13 protein-coding genes are annotated in these 12,866 nt (G+C 48.3%); 5 read left to right on the forward strand and 8 right to left on the reverse strand.

Going from position 1 to position 12,866, the window contains the following annotated elements; all coding sequences use genetic code 11:
* Both ACTHUT_RS08045 and bfr read left to right on the forward strand, forming a co-directional pair.
* On the forward strand, positions 1–249 hold a 249-nt coding region (locus tag ACTHUT_RS08045; protein WP_440418724.1), incomplete at its 5' end, for a ferritin-like domain-containing protein.
* 29 nt (positions 250–278) lie between these two features.
* Entirely contained in the window at positions 279–752 is a 474-nt protein-coding gene (gene bfr, locus ACTHUT_RS08050) for a bacterioferritin (RefSeq protein ID WP_003680736.1), read from the forward strand.
* A gap of 121 nt (positions 753–873) precedes the next feature.
* On the opposite strand, the gene ACTHUT_RS08055 is transcribed toward bfr, so the two are convergent.
* Positions 874–1,989: a methyltransferase gene (locus ACTHUT_RS08055; protein ID WP_440385838.1), complete on the reverse strand. Its 1,116-nt coding sequence runs from the start codon at positions 1,987–1,989 to the stop codon at positions 874–876.
* A 225-nt stretch (positions 1,990–2,214) separates the two neighbouring features.
* Between ACTHUT_RS08055 and ACTHUT_RS08060 the strand changes: the two genes are divergently transcribed.
* Positions 2,215–4,008 (forward strand): 2-isopropylmalate synthase, encoded by a 1,794-nt coding sequence (locus ACTHUT_RS08060; RefSeq protein ID WP_003746532.1) that lies wholly within the window; start codon positions 2,215–2,217, stop codon positions 4,006–4,008.
* Positions 4,009–4,090: 82 nt separating this feature from the next.
* On the opposite strand, the gene ACTHUT_RS08065 is transcribed toward ACTHUT_RS08060, so the two are convergent.
* From ACTHUT_RS08065 to ACTHUT_RS08085, 5 genes are all read right to left on the reverse strand, one after another.
* A complete protein-coding gene (locus ACTHUT_RS08065) occupies positions 4,091–4,423 on the reverse strand; it encodes a hypothetical protein (RefSeq protein ID WP_440385839.1) in 333 nt (110 codons plus the stop codon).
* 89 nt (positions 4,424–4,512) lie between these two features.
* Positions 4,513–4,998, reverse strand: coding sequence for a 5-(carboxyamino)imidazole ribonucleotide mutase (gene purE / locus ACTHUT_RS08070; protein ID WP_440385841.1), 486 nt, complete (start codon positions 4,996–4,998; stop codon positions 4,513–4,515).
* 79 nt (positions 4,999–5,077) lie between these two features.
* Positions 5,078–5,833, reverse strand: coding sequence for a tetratricopeptide repeat protein (locus tag ACTHUT_RS08075; protein ID WP_440385842.1), 756 nt, complete (start codon positions 5,831–5,833; stop codon positions 5,078–5,080).
* Positions 5,834–5,847: 14 nt separating this feature from the next.
* A complete protein-coding gene (locus ACTHUT_RS08080; RefSeq protein ID WP_440385843.1) occupies positions 5,848–6,516 on the reverse strand; it encodes a class I SAM-dependent methyltransferase in 669 nt (222 codons plus the stop codon).
* 11 nt (positions 6,517–6,527) lie between these two features.
* Positions 6,528–6,713, reverse strand: coding sequence for a DUF3460 family protein (locus tag ACTHUT_RS08085; RefSeq protein WP_003746542.1), 186 nt, complete (start codon positions 6,711–6,713; stop codon positions 6,528–6,530).
* 217 nt (positions 6,714–6,930) lie between these two features.
* Here ACTHUT_RS08085 and ACTHUT_RS08090 point away from each other — a divergent pair, with 217 nt between their 5' ends.
* Positions 6,931–8,283 carry a polynucleotide adenylyltransferase PcnB gene (locus ACTHUT_RS08090; protein WP_440385844.1) on the forward strand — a complete coding sequence of 451 codons (1,353 nt, stop codon included), beginning with the start codon at positions 6,931–6,933 and terminating at the stop codon, positions 8,281–8,283.
* Positions 8,284–8,387: 104 nt separating this feature from the next.
* On the opposite strand, the gene rpoD is transcribed toward ACTHUT_RS08090, so the two are convergent.
* Positions 8,388–10,340, reverse strand: coding sequence for an RNA polymerase sigma factor RpoD (rpoD, locus tag ACTHUT_RS08095; protein ID WP_440385845.1), 1,953 nt, complete (start codon positions 10,338–10,340; stop codon positions 8,388–8,390).
* Positions 10,341–10,534: 194 nt separating this feature from the next.
* Positions 10,535–12,307, reverse strand: a complete 1,773-nt coding sequence (gene dnaG, locus ACTHUT_RS08100) for a DNA primase (protein ID WP_440385846.1) — start codon at positions 12,305–12,307, stop codon at positions 10,535–10,537.
* Between the two features lie 197 nt (positions 12,308–12,504).
* Here dnaG and ACTHUT_RS08105 point away from each other — a divergent pair, with 197 nt between their 5' ends.
* Positions 12,505–12,645, forward strand: a complete 141-nt coding sequence (locus ACTHUT_RS08105) for an IS3 family transposase (RefSeq protein ID WP_141756472.1) — start codon at positions 12,505–12,507, stop codon at positions 12,643–12,645.
* Positions 12,646–12,866 lie beyond the last annotated feature (221 nt).

Here is a 12,866-nt window from a genome sequence, read left to right on the forward strand (position 1 = left end):
CGTGCCGAACTGAATATCGGTACCGACGTAATTTCCTGCCTGAAAGCAGACTTGAACACTGAATACGAAGTACGCGATGCGCTGAAAAAAGGCATCAAATTGTGCGAAGAAGCTCAAGACTACGTTACCCGCGATTTGATGGTTGCCCAACTGAAAGACACTGAAGAAGATCACGCTCACTGGTTGGAACAACAACTGCGTCTGATCGAATTGGTCGGCGAAGGCAACTACTACCAAAGCCAACTGTAATCTAGCGTATAACATACAAGGAGCTGAATATGAAAGGCGATCGCTTAGTTATTCGCGAGCTGAACAAAAACTTAGGTTTGTTGCTGATTACCATTAACCAATACTTCCTGCATGCCCGCATTTTGAAAAACTGGGGCTTTGAAGAATTGGGCGAACACTTCTTCAAACAATCCATCCGCGAAATGAAATCCGCAGACGATTTAATCGAGCGTATTTTGTTCTTGGAAGGCCTGCCTAATCTGCAAGAATTGGGTAAACTGTTGATCGGTGAATCTACCGAAGAAATCATTGCTTGCGATCTGAAAAAAGAGTATGAAAAACATGATGCTCTGGTTGCAGCCATCGCTCTTGCAGAAGAGCAACAAGACTACGTCAGCCGTGATTTGTTGGAAAAACAAAAAGACATCAACGAAGAACACATCGACTGGCTCGAAACTCAGCAGGAATTGATTGGTAAAGTCGGTTTGCCAAACTACCTGCAAACAGCGGCGCAAGAGGACTAAAACACAAACCACTGCCAAATATAGCAGTCCCTGCTCCCATCAACGGCATATCTTTACGGATATGCCGTTTTCTTTTATGGAAATGCTTAAAGGCCGTCTGAATGTTCAGACGGCCTTGATTTTATATCGCTTTCAAACGGTATAGATAAGTAGTTTCCTTGTTTCTGGCAAACGCCAAAGGATCGGCTTCATCAATTGCTTTTTTATGCTGTGGCTTGGTTTCCAGAATATCGACGACATCGAGTGAGGCCGTCTGAAAGCATTGGTTTAAGAAGTCTTTTTCGCGTAAATGCAAGTGTTCTGCTAAATCTGAAATAATCAGCCAGGCTTCGCCGTTTGGATTTAAGTGGTGACTTACGCCGTTGAGGAAGGCTGTCAACATGACATTGTTTGGGTCGTAAAGTGCAATTTCAATGGCGGAGGTCGGTTTTGCCGGCAGCCAAGGCGGATTGCAGACGATAAGGTCGGCGCAGCTTTTAGGAAATAAATCAATCGATTGGATGTTGACAGCTTTATCCAAGCCTAGACGCTCAAGGTTTGCTGTGGCGCAGGCAATTGCTTTGGGGTTGGTGTCTGTGGCAATGATGTCGGTTATGCCTCGTTTGGCCAAAATGGCGGCAATAACGCCTGAACCGGTGCCGATGTCAAAGGCCGTCTGAATATTGGGAGCGAGTGGCGCTTGTGCGATTAAATCCAAATACTCGCCACGTAATGGAGAGAATACGCCGAAAGGAACATGGATTTTTCCGTTAAGCTGAGGAATGTCTATGCCTTTTTTGTGCCATTCGTGTGCGCCGATAAAACCCAGCAGTTGATTCAGTGGTAAGAGAAACGGTTTGTCGTTTGGTGTGTCGTAAACATCGCACAAGGCGGCGTAGATATCGGGTGCACGCGCATTGTCCAGTTGAAAATTCGGTTGGATTTCGATGGCAAGCATATTGAGCAAACGGCTTTGTTGCGCCTGTTTCATACGGTGGGCGTGAAAGGCCGTCTGAATATCGACAGGTACGTCTTTCTTTTTTTCAGACGGCCTGCGGATACGTTTTTTCATTGCAGATAAGACTTGCTTGGCATTGTGAAAATCGCCAGTCCAAACAGTTGCAGTTTGCGCGTGTGCATTTTTTAAAATTTCTGCTGCACCTGCTTCTTGTATGTAAACCGCCTGCTTGGGCGGCTTTTGTGTGCTTTCGTTGCGCCATTCGATGTCGGCGCGGTTGGTAGGGATGATGTGGGGCATAGTGTGTTTCAAATCGGGGAAATAGGGGATTAGTTTACTATATTTAGGATATGTTCGGTTTGAGGGGGCTTTTAATAGTCTAAATTAGACAAAATGTATAAAAAATTTTTAGGTTTTAAAAATTATATCAATATTTTGATAAAAATAGATTGTCGTTTTGTCTAAAATGAGTATAATGCAAAACCTAAACACAATAATCTTAATCAGATTTGGACAAGGAACATCATGCAATTAGACATTGACCGTTTGGTTGCCTATTTTGGCGGCGTAAACGCGCTGGCCGAAGCCCTGAAACAGCATGACCCGGAAAATGCTGCAACGACGGCGGCTATCTATAAATGGCGTACACGCGGTTCCCTGCCTTTGGCTCAGTTGCAAAAACTGACCGCTTTGGCGGAAGCGCAAGGCAGACCGCTTGATTTGAATGCTTTTTTACAAAAAAACGAATCTCTGGAGAGAACAGAAATGACACAAACCAACCGCGTTATCATTTTTGATACCACCATGCGCGACGGCGAGCAGTCGCCCGGTGCATCCATGACCAAAGAGGAGAAAATCCGCATTGCCCGCCAGTTGGAAAAGATGGGTGTCGATGTGATTGAAGCAGGTTTTGCCGCAGCCAGTCCGGGCGATTTCGAGTCGGTTAATGCGATTGCCAAAATCATCACCAAATCCACAGTCTGTTCGTTGGCGCGCGCCGTTGAAAACGATGTGCGCAAAGCGGGCGAAGCCGTTTCCCCTGCTCCGAAAAAACGTATTCACACTTTTATCGCCACCAGCCCCATCCACATGGAGCACAAACTGAAAATGAAGCCGCAGCAAGTTATCGATGCGGCGGTCAAAGCGGTAAAAATCGCCAAAGAATACACCGACGATGTGGAATTTTCCGCCGAAGACGCCGTGCGTTCGGATTTAGACTTCCTCGCCAAAATCTTTACGGCGGTTATCGAAGCGGGCGCGACTACCATCAACATTCCCGATACTGTCGGCTACTCCATCCCTTCCGTATGGTACGAACGTATCAGCAACATCATCAAAAGCGTGCCCAACGGCGACAAAGTAGTCTGGTCGACCCACTGCCACAACGACTTGGGTATGGCGGTTGCCAACTCTCTGGCCGCTGTTCAGGCAGGCGTGCGCCAGGTGGAATGTACCATCAACGGTTTGGGTGAACGCGCAGGCAATGCCAGCCTTGAAGAAATCGTGATGGCGTTGAAAGTGCGCCATGATTTGTTCGGCTTGGAAACCGGCATCGATACCACGCAAATCGTGCCAGTATCCAAACTAGTATCCACCATTACCGGCTATCCGATTCAGCCAAACAAAGCAGTAGTCGGTGCAAACGCCTTTGCACACGAATCAGGCATCCACCAAGACGGCGTATTGAAACACCCCGAAACCTATGAAATCATGACTGCCGAATCAGTCGGCTGGTCAACCAACCGCCTGACTTTGGGCAAACTCTCCGGCCGCAGCGCATTCCGCAGCAAGCTGGCAGATTTGGGCATTGAGTTGGAAAGCGAAGAAGCGTTGAACGCGGCATTTGCACGCTTCAAAGAACTCGCCGACAAAAAACGCGAAATCTTTGATGAAGATTTGCACGCTTTGGTGTCTGACGAAATGGGCAATATGAATACCGAAAGCTACAAATTCATTTCCCAAAAAATCAGCACTGAAACCGGCGAAGAACCGCGCGCCGATATTGTGTTCAGTATTCGCGGCGAAGAAAAACACGCTTCCGCTAGCGGCTCAGGCCCTGTTGATGCCATCTTCAAAGCCATTGAAAGCGTGGCGCAAAGTGGCGCAACCTTGCAGATTTACTCTGTCAATGCGGTAACTCAAGGCACGGAAAGCCAAGGCGAAACTTCCGTCCGCCTGCAACGCGGTGACCGTGTGGTCAACGGCCAAGGTGCGGATACCGACGTGTTGGTGGCAACTGCCAAAGCATACCTCTCCGCATTGAGCAAACTGGAATTCGGCCAAGCCAAGCCAAAAGCGCAAGGCAGAGGCATGATTTAATGCTTTGAACAAGTAAAGGCCGTCTGAAAACGTTGTAATACGTTTCAGACGGCTTTTTTATTAGTCCGAAGAACCAGCTCGGTTATTGAAGTTTCAGCAGCCTATCTTGTTCGACGGACAATACGCCGTTTACCTTTTTAAAATAGGCAATGGTATCTTCAATCTTGGTCTTAGAAGACGGACGAATAGCAATGCCGTTCAGGTTTTTGTATTCATAAATCAAACTTGCGCCGGAGGCTTTCACTGCTTTTAGCAATGGCTCAGAACCGGTTTGTACATCATAGAAGATAATCAGGTTGCCGGTAGTATCTTGGGCCTGTTGCTGAGATGGAATGGCGGTTGATTGAGCAGGAATACTTGGGTTTTGGCAGGCACAAAGCAGGGTGGAGAGTAGGACGAATAGCAGCGTTTTCATGATGTTGATTTAATCAATAAACAAGGCCGTCTGAAAAGCGTAAAACGAAATCTAAGTTTCCTTTTACAATTTCAGACGGCCTTAGTCCGTTATGCTTCAGGCAATTCCATGGCTAGAACGGTTTGTTCTTGTTTGGCACGGAAAGCTGCCAATTTTACAGCCAATTCAGGATTTTCATTGGCCAAAAGTGAAATGGCAAACAGCGCTGCATTGGCTGCGCCTGCCTCACCTATGGCAAATGTGGCAACTGGAACGCCTTTGGGCATTTGTACAATCGAAAGCAGGGAGTCTTCGCCGCGCAGATATTTGCTGGGAACGGGAACGCCCAAGACGGGGACGGTGGTTTTGGCTGCGACCATGCCCGGCAAGTGCGCTGCGCCGCCTGCGCCGGCAATGATGGCTTTGATGCCGCGTGCGCGTGCGGTTTCGGCGTATTCAAACATCAAATCAGGCGTACGGTGTGCCGAGACGACACGCGCTTCGTATTCAACGCCGAATTCTTTGAGAAATTGTGCTGCCTGCTGCATCACCGGCCAATCGCTGTTGCTGCCCATAATAATGCCGACTTGGATCATGAAGAGTTCCTTTTGTTTGAATGGATTAAGGGTAAAAAATATTCAGACGGCCTTGGGGATGACAAGGCCGTCTGAACGATTATCTTTGTTTCAGGCTGATTGCAGCGCGTTTTGCTGCTTCGCTGTTGGGGAAGCTTTGCATCAGTTTGCGCCATGTGCTGCGGGCAATGTCTTTTTGTTGCAGTTTGTATTGGCACTGGCCGATGCTGTACATGGCATCGGGAGCTTGCGGGCTGTTTCGGAATCGATTCGCATAGCGGTTGCCGATTTCGATAACGGATTCGCAGTTGCCCAGACGCTGTTGGCTTTGCAGAAGTAGATACATATTGCGGCGGGCAATTTCGCTGCCGTTGCCGCCGTCGGCTTCTTTCAAAATGGCTACTGCGGCGGCGAAATTATTACGCTGATAGTATTTTTGCGCTTGGTTATAAAGGCGCAGCTCGTTTTGTGCGGCTGAGTCTGTTTCAGACGGCACGCCGCCGCCATTGGCCAAATAGTTCATTTTCAGCTTGCGGTCGTCCAAACGCTGGGCTTTGGGTTTGGGAGCCAAAGGGGTTGGACGTTTGATGGTTCGCTGTTGTTCCAATGTGTGCAGGCGTTGATTTAATTCTTCAACGGTGCGTTCCAGTCGGGCGATTTGTATGCCCAAGTGGTCAATCTGGGTTTGTTCGTCCAAGCGCGGATAAGGAATATTTTTTTCAGGCAAAGGCTCGCGCGGAATATCCGGCAGGACAAAGTTGGCATTGTCGGCAGGTTGATGGGGATGGGAAACGGCGCATGATGCGGCCAATAGAGTAAGCAGTAAAAGAAACAGGGAACGTGATAATGTTTTCATCAGATTGTGTCGTTTTATTTTTTTAGCAGCAGTGTCAAACCGTCGCCGATAGGCAGGGTAATGGGAATAATACGTGTATCGTGCGGCAGGTTTTGGTTGAAATGGCGCAGGATATCCAAGCTGGGCGGATCGTTTTCGGCAGCTTCATTCATGACGCGCCCACCCAACAAGATATTGTCGATGGCAATCACGCCGCCACTCCGTACTAGTTGTAAACAGCGTTCAAAATATTTCGGCGTAGGCGGTTTGTCGGCATCGATAAGCGCCAAGTCGTAGCTTTCCGATTCGCCTTGCGTTATCAAATCGTCCAAAGTCAGCAAAGCCGGCTGCAGATGAAGCGAGATTTTATGCGCTATGCCTGCTGCCTGCCATGTTTCACGGGCTATATCGGTAAAGGTTACATTGATGTCGCAAGCCGTAATTTTTCCGTCTTCGGGGAGGGCGAGCGCCATGGCGGTGCTGCTGTAACCGGTAAAGACGCCAACTTCCAAATATTTTTTGGCATTCAATAATTTGGCCAACCACACCAACATGGCTGCCTGCTCTTGGGCGATGGCCATCTTTCCCAGACGATGTGATTGGGTACGCTCACGCAATGCGGTCAAAATGGGATGTTCGTGCTGACCGATGCTGTTGAGGTACTGCTGTAACGCCGGATCGGTATTGTGGGTGTTGGTCGTCATACCGATACGGGTTAGTCTTGATAGTAGGTGTAAGGTTTTTTGTTGACTTTGGCCGCTTCAAATTCGGCCTGTTCGGCTGGATTAAGGGTTACATCCCACAGTAAATGGCGGTTTTCGAGGCGTTGCGCTTCTAATTCGGGATGGTCGGCCATGAGTTTGTCGAGGAATTGGGTAGCTTCGGATTTGTAGTGGTACATGATGTTTTGCCTGAATCGTTGTCAGACCGTCATTATAGCCGATATTTTTTGTCAATACGTTAATTAATCGAACTTCCATAAGGTATAATGGCACGTCTTTTTTAGGCCGTCTGAAGCCTTTGCTCAATGTTTTGTCCTTATCTACGGCAGGATATTGTGCAAAGGCTTAAGCCGGACAAGTTTCAGACGGCCTTTTTTATTGTGAAAAGAGCTGCTTATGTTAAAAAAATGGCTGCATAAAGTGTTGCCTAAAAAACACGTCAAGTCGTTGCCAGAAAAGGAGATTATTCCGCTTGAGCAACACGGTATCCATGCGGATATGTTGAGCTTTGCCGCTGAGAAAATTGCCAAACGCCTGCATGAAGCCGGTTTTCAGGCTTATGTTGTAGGGGGAGCCGTTCGGGATTTGTTGCTCGGGGTTGAACCCAAAGATTTTGATATTGCAACTGATGCCACACCGGAGCAAATCCGTAAAATATTCCGCCGCAGCCGCATTATCGGCCGCCGCTTTCAAATCGTCCATGTGATGATTGGCCCCGAAACCATCGAAGTGACGACGTTTCGCGGTGGCGATAAGGTTCAGCAGAATGCGCAAGGCCGCATTATGAAGGACAATACTTACGGCAGCATTGAAGAAGATGCCATGCGCCGCGACTTTACGTGCAACGCGCTGTATTACGACCCGATTAAAGAGGAAATTTGGGATTTCCATCAAGGCGTGGCTGATGTTGCCGATAAGAAATTGGTGATGATAGGTAATCCTGCCGAACGCTATCAGGAAGATCCCGTCCGTATTCTTCGCGCCGTCCGTTTGTCGGGTAAGTTGGGCTTTGAAGTGGAAGAGCAAACGGCTTTGCTGATTGCCGAATACGCAGGCCGTCTGAAAAATGAGCCGGTGGCCCGTCTTTTTGACGAAATCATGAAAATCCTGTTTTCCGGCCATTCCCGTGCCTGTTTGAAACGGTTGAACGAGTTGGGTATTCCCGAAGGCATCCATCCGCTTTTAGATGCCTTGAAAACTGCCGAAGCAGCCGACAAACGTATGATTATGTTGGCTTTGAAAAATACCGATGAGCGTCTTCGTGCGGATAAGTCCGTTTCTGTCGGTTTTGTATTGGCGGCGGTATTGTGGCCGACACTAAACGCCATTTGGCAACGCAATCAAAGCCATGGTCAAAAACCTGTCCCTGCGTTGATGGATGCGATGAACACCATGCGCGATACGGTGGAGAAAGGTTGGGGCGTTCCGCAACGATTCTCTGCAACCATGCGTGAAATCTGGCAATTTCAGCCGCAATTTGACAATATGCGCGGCGCGCGCCCGTATCGTCTGTTGGCTCAAGCCCGTTTCCGTGCCGCTTATGACTTCCTGATTTTGCGTAGCGAAGTTGGCGAGGTTGATAAAGAGATGGCTTCTTGGTGGACAACTTTCCAGCATGCCGATGAGGAAACTCGTCAACAAATGACTGCGGCCAATGAGCGCAAACGTCAGAAACAAAGTGGATCAACCGATGGCAAGCCCAAACGTCGTCGCCGCCGTCCGAAAAAGAAAACCACTGAGGCTGAATAAAATTTAAGGCCGTCTGAAACGATTAAATCTTTTGAGATTTGGCTTTCAGACGGCCTTTTTGTATTTCAATAAAAACCGCAGGTCTTTCAACCTGCGGTTTGCTTTTACGATTTGTTTTCTTCGCTGTCGAGGAAGCTGCGGAGGCGGTCGCTGCGGGTCGGATGACGCAGCTTGCGCAGGGCTTTGGCCTCGATTTGACGGATACGTTCGCGGGTTACGTCAAATTGTTTGCCGACTTCTTCAAGCGTGTGGTCGGTATTCATATCGATACCGAAACGCATACGCAACACTTTGGCTTCGCGCGGTGTCAGGCTTTCGAGAATTTCTTTGGTTACTTCGTGCAGGCTGGTGTACATCGCAGCTTCTGCCGGCGCAACGTTGTTTGCATCCTCGATGAAGTCGCCCAAGTGCGAATCGTCGTCGTCGCCAATCGGTGTTTCCATGGAAATCGGCTCTTTGGCGATTTTCATGATTTTGCGGATTTTGTCTTCCGGCATTTCCATCAGTTCGGCCAGTTTGGCGGAATCAGGCTCTTCACCGGTTTCTTGCAGGTATTGGCGCGAGATACGGTTCATTTTGTTGATGGTTTCAATCATGTGAACCGGAATACGGATGGTACGCGCTTGGTCGGCGATAGAACGGGTAATCGCTTGACGGATCCACCATGTGGCGTAAGTCGAGAACTTGTAGCCGCGGCGGTATTCGAATTTGTCTACCGCTTTCATCAGACCGATATTGCCTTCTTGAATCAAATCAAGGAACTGCAAGCCACGGTTGGTGTATTTTTTAGCAATGGAAATAACCAAACGCAAGTTGGCCTGAATCATTTCTTGTTTGGCGGCTGAGGTTTCTTTTTCGCTCAACACCATGTTTTTGTTGATTTCTTTTAACTCTTCAATGGAAATGCGGGTTTCGCTTTCCATATTGGCCAACTCGGCTTGTTTTTCGAGGATGGCGTGGCGGAAACGATCTAAAGCATTGGCCCATACTCGGCCTTTGGCTACTTCTTTTTCAACCCATTCCAAATCAGTAATGGCAGGCAGGAAGTTTTCGATGAAGTAGTCGCGTTCCATACGCACGCGGTCGATGCAGATATCGCGGATTTCTCGTTCGAGTTTGCGGATGTTTTCAACGCGGCTGCGCAGGTTACTGCTCAAATTTTCGATTTGGCGTGTGGCAAAACGGACTTCCAGCAGTTTGTTGGCAATGGCATCGCGGTGTTTCAGGTAGTTGGCATGTTGGCTGCCGTGTTTTTCCAGCTGCTTGATCATTTTGCCGTATTCGCTCTCGATAAAGGCGAAATGCTCCAACACTTTTTGTTTTAGTTCGGCCAAATGGGCGGCGGACATGGCTTCAGAATCACTGCCGGAGTCATCTTCATCATCTTCGTCGTCATCTTCGACTTCGCTGTCAGTCTCGCCTTCTTCATCGTCAGGTTTGGTATTTTCCAAATGACCCAGACCCAATTCGTTTAACAAAACTTCATTAGGGTCGATGATGGCTTCAACCACTTCATCTACGCGAATTTCATCGTTGCGGACTTGTTCGATCAAAGCCAAAATCTCGGCAATCGAACCCGGGCAGGCAGAAATGGCCTGCACCATGTTTTTCAGTGCATTTTCGATTTTTTTGGCAATGATGATTTCGTCTTCGCGTGTCAACAGATCGACTTGTCCCATTTCACGCATATACATACGCACAGGGTCGGTTGTACGGCCGAATTCGGAATCTGCGCTGGAAAGTGCCGCTTCGGCTTCTTCAACGGCATCGTCGTCGGTCAGGGCGGCGGCATTGTCGCTCAAGAGGATGTCTTCAGCATCAGGAGCCTGCTCAGTTACCTGGATACCCAAGCCGGAAATCATGCTGACGATGTTGTCGATTTGCTCGGCGTCGGACATATCGTCGGGCAGCGCGTCGTTAATTTCGGAATAAGTGATGTAGCCGCGTTCTTTACCCATAATAATGAGTTGACGCAGACGGGCGCGCTGCTCTTCGATACTCAAGGGACGGTTGTCATCTTGGTCTTGGTATTCTTCGTAGTTTTGGTTTTTAGACATGGATTGCTCTCTAGGTTGATAGGATGCCGACGGTTTACGGTGATGTGGCCGTACCTGAAGGCGGAGCAGAGCTTTTTGTTGTGAAATCAGATTTCACTTTAATACTCTGAGGCCGTCTGAAAATATTACGGATGGAGTGTTCTGCGTGTCATGCTTCGCAGCGTGTGTTTAGATTGTTCAGACGGCCTGAGGGGTTAGTTTTGCTTTGCCGTCAAAAGCGACAGCAATAGTCTTTTTTCATTTTCGGTCAAACCGGTTTGAATACTTTTTTGCTTTAAAGTTTCGATTTGACTGTATTTTAATTCATTTAACAACTTTTTCATGCCGATTTGGAAACTTTCGCAATCTTCTTCGTCATCCCCTTCCATTTCTTCAGAGTGAAGGGTTGATAAAAAGATTTGATTGACGGTTTCCTCATAGGGCGAACCGCGCATATATTCAAGCACTTGCGCTGTTGCCGGAATCGTGGCGTGATTCTTGATGGTTTCGGCCAGATTGGCAAGGCAGGCAAAGTCACCGCTTAACGCCAGATAATCGGGCAGGTCTATATATGAAGCCCAAGCCGGATTTATCAAGAGGCTGCGTATTTGTCTTTGCACCAGTGTCAGTATGGTTGGCTGTTTGACAGAAATGGGCGGCAGTTTGTAACTTTTTTGTTTGACGTGCCGCTTGGGCGCTTCTTGTCCGAGTAACTGGGCGAGGTTGTCAGGATCAATGCCTACCAACTCGCTGAGTTTTTGTTTCAGGAGATAGCCCAATGCCGGCGCGGTAATTTGCGCTAAAAGCGGAGAACTGGTTTTGACCAATTCTGCTTTGCCTTCTTGTGTATTGAGGTTGAGGCCGTTTGAAAGATGTTCCCAAAAATATTCGGAAAGGGGCTTGCTTTGGTTTAACAAGGCATCTTCAAATTGCGTCTTGCCGTAGGCGCGGATATAGCTGTCCGGATCGTGTTCTTCGGGCAGGAAGAGAAAATGCAGCGATTTATCGTCTTTTAATTGCGGCAACGCATTTTCCAGCGCGCGCCAAGCCGCTTTACGTCCCGCGCCGTCGCCGTCAAAACAAAAATAAATACTGTCTGCCTGACGCATCAGGATTTTGACATGTTCCGCCGTGGTTGACGTACCCAAAGCCGCTACGCCGTAGCCGATGCCGAACTGGGCCAATGCGACCACGTCCATGTAGCCTTCGACCACCAAAATCCGTCCTGCCTCTTTTACGGCAGCACGCCCTTCGTATAGCCCGTAAAGATTTTTCCCTTTATCGAACAAAGGCGTATCCGGTGAGTTGAGGTATTTGGGTTTAGAGTCATCCAATACGCGGCCGCCAAAGCCGATGACCTGCCCACGCGGATTACGGATAGGGAACATAATCCGATGGCGAAAGCGGTCATAATGTTTACCTTCGTTATCAATGACCATGCCCGTATCCACCAACGCAGTATTTGGATAGGGTTGGAACACTTGTGCCAAAGGTTGCCAACCGTCGGGCGCATAGCCCAAACCGTAATGCGCGATGACTTCCGCACTCAAGCCCCGTTTGTCTAAATAAGCCTTCGCCGCCGGATTGAATTTCAACTGTTGCACGTAAAAATCCGCTGCCGCTGCCGTCGTTTCTTCCAAAGTCTGCTGTTTTTTCTTGCGTTCGGCACGGATTTCGGGATTGTCTTCCTGCCCGCGCACTTTAGGCACCGTCATACCGACGCGATCAGCCAAAAACTGCACCGCCTCCGGAAACGACAGCCCCTGATGTTCCATCACAAAACCAATCGCCGAACCATGCGCCCCGCAACTGAAACAATGGTAAAACTGCTTGGTCGGGCTGACCGAAAACGACGGCGTCTTTTCCTTGTGAAACGGACAGCAGGCCATATAGTTCGCCCCGCCCTTCTTCAGCGGAACCTGCTCGTCGATAATATCGACAATATCGACTTTGGACAAAAGCTCGTCAATGAAATCAGATGGAATCATGGTTCGGCAGAAGAGGATGGACGGAAAACATTTCAGACGGCCTTATAAACAGACAAAGGCCGTCTGAAAATGGAATTTCGAATGAGGGTTAAAATGAGTTTTGTATTATAGCAAATTGTTGTCATACATGTAGAGTATTGGGGAAGGGATTCCAATTAGAGCATGTTGCGTGAGGTGAATTGTTGGGATGATTCGTTATGGAGAGCTTCTTTGCGGTATTGAAGACGGAATGTTTCTATCAGCAGGGAAAATGGACTGTGTACGAATTGATGAAACAGATAGATGATTATATGAACTACTACAATCGGGAATATTGCAGTTTGAAATTGAAAAGCTGAGTCCTGTCACATACAGAACCCAGCTTGCACTGAATTTTTGAATAAGTTTTTATCAGACATCCAAGATTTTAGGGCTATTTCATTTCATTCTTACTCCGCCTTATTCAAACAAGACGTCTATACCTTCTGCCCCAACCTCCAAGCTCGCTCGCTCCGGCATATGACCCGCCGTCTGCTGCCATTGTAAAAAGCTTTGGGCTATCGCCGGCATCACCTGACGG

It is taken from the genome of Neisseria sp. P0022.S010, from assembly GCF_051956635.1.

Excerpts from the sequence above, each read along its gene's own strand:
- bfr (WP_003680736.1), top strand. The coding sequence starts at position 279 with ATGAAAGGCGATCGCTTAGTTATTCGCGAGCTGAACAAAAACTTAGGT.
- dnaG (WP_440385846.1), bottom strand. The coding sequence starts at position 12,307 with ATGATTCCATCTGATTTCATTGACGAGCTTTTGTCCAAAGTCGATATT.
- ACTHUT_RS08080 (WP_440385843.1), bottom strand. The coding sequence starts at position 6,516 with ATGACGACCAACACCCACAATACCGATCCGGCGTTACAGCAGTACCTC.
- purE (WP_440385841.1), bottom strand. The coding sequence starts at position 4,998 with ATGATCCAAGTCGGCATTATTATGGGCAGCAACAGCGATTGGCCGGTG.
- ACTHUT_RS08060 (WP_003746532.1), top strand. The coding sequence starts at position 2,215 with ATGCAATTAGACATTGACCGTTTGGTTGCCTATTTTGGCGGCGTAAAC.
- rpoD (WP_440385845.1), bottom strand. The coding sequence starts at position 10,340 with ATGTCTAAAAACCAAAACTACGAAGAATACCAAGACCAAGATGACAAC.
- ACTHUT_RS08090 (WP_440385844.1), top strand. The coding sequence starts at position 6,931 with ATGTTAAAAAAATGGCTGCATAAAGTGTTGCCTAAAAAACACGTCAAG.
- ACTHUT_RS08105 (WP_141756472.1), top strand. The coding sequence starts at position 12,505 with ATGGAGAGCTTCTTTGCGGTATTGAAGACGGAATGTTTCTATCAGCAG.
- ACTHUT_RS08085 (WP_003746542.1), bottom strand. The coding sequence starts at position 6,713 with ATGTACCACTACAAATCCGAAGCTACCCAATTCCTCGACAAACTCATG.
- ACTHUT_RS08055 (WP_440385838.1), bottom strand. The coding sequence starts at position 1,989 with ATGCCCCACATCATCCCTACCAACCGCGCCGACATCGAATGGCGCAAC.
- ACTHUT_RS08065 (WP_440385839.1), bottom strand. The coding sequence starts at position 4,423 with ATGAAAACGCTGCTATTCGTCCTACTCTCCACCCTGCTTTGTGCCTGC.
- ACTHUT_RS08075 (WP_440385842.1), bottom strand. The coding sequence starts at position 5,833 with ATGAAAACATTATCACGTTCCCTGTTTCTTTTACTGCTTACTCTATTG.